The organism is Pseudokineococcus sp. 1T1Z-3 (assembly GCF_037482365.1).
Taxonomy (GTDB): domain Bacteria; phylum Actinomycetota; class Actinomycetes; order Actinomycetales; family Quadrisphaeraceae; genus Pseudokineococcus.
This window is the reverse complement of the sequence record NZ_JBBHZF010000014.1, coordinates 1-675: the sequence shown is the minus strand read 5'-3', so window position 1 is coordinate 675 and position 675 is coordinate 1. Positions and strand designations below refer to the sequence as shown.

General features: G+C 69.2%; 2 protein-coding genes. Both read left to right on the top strand.

All coding sequences use genetic code 11. The annotated features are described in order from the left end of the window. Window positions 1-180 precede the first annotated feature (180 nt). Entirely contained in the window at window positions 181-390 is a 210-nt protein-coding gene (locus WDV86_RS04710) for a hypothetical protein (protein WP_339566449.1), read from the top strand. A gap of 1 nt (window position 391) precedes the next feature. After that, on the top strand, window positions 392-675 hold a 284-nt coding region (locus WDV86_RS04705; protein WP_339566448.1), incomplete at its 3' end, for a hypothetical protein.

Sequence of the window (675 nt, the reverse complement as noted above, 5' to 3'; positions counted from 1 at the left end):
CGCACCCACCAAGAAAAGTTGCCCGACGGCTTGCCTTCTAAGGGTGCGAACGGTAGGGTTACTACCGTAAGCAGGACCGAGGGAGAGGGATGAACCTGGCCGCCATCACGGTCGGAAAAGGTTGACCACCGGTCCACCGTGGCATACACTTGACCTACGGACAACGGATAGGGGAGGCTGATGCCGAGCAAGGAGATCAAGGCCCTCATCGGGGACCTGGAGGACCAAGGGTGGCGCGTCGTGCTGGCTCGCAGCGGGCACTACAAGTGCTACCCGCCGGACAAGAGTCAGGACATGGTGACGATGCCCTCGACTCCCAGCGACCACCGGTCGCTCAAGAACACCCTGCGAGACCTCCGGCACAGCGGGTACAAGGAGAAGGAGCGCTGACATGACCACCACCGACGCCGGGGCCCCCACCGGGGCCCCGGCCGCCGGGGCGCACGCGCCCGGCGGCACCGACAGCCAGCAGGACCCGCAGACCGGGTGGGCCGTGACCGTGGCGTTCGACACCGGCCGGGCCGACGTCGACGAGGACGCGGGCGGGCGGGTGCTGGACGCCCTCGCGGGCCGCTCGCCCGGTGCCGTGCGCACCCAGCGCCGGCCCAGCAGCCCCGACGACACCCCGGGTGAGGAGACCACCGTGGTCTCGGTGACCTTCGACGTCACCGAAGC

Bases quoted from the DNA above. Each gene is read 5' to 3' on its own strand.
- WDV86_RS04710 (WP_339566449.1), top strand. From the start codon at position 181: ATGCCGAGCAAGGAGATCAAGGCCCTCATCGGGGACCTGGAGGACCAA.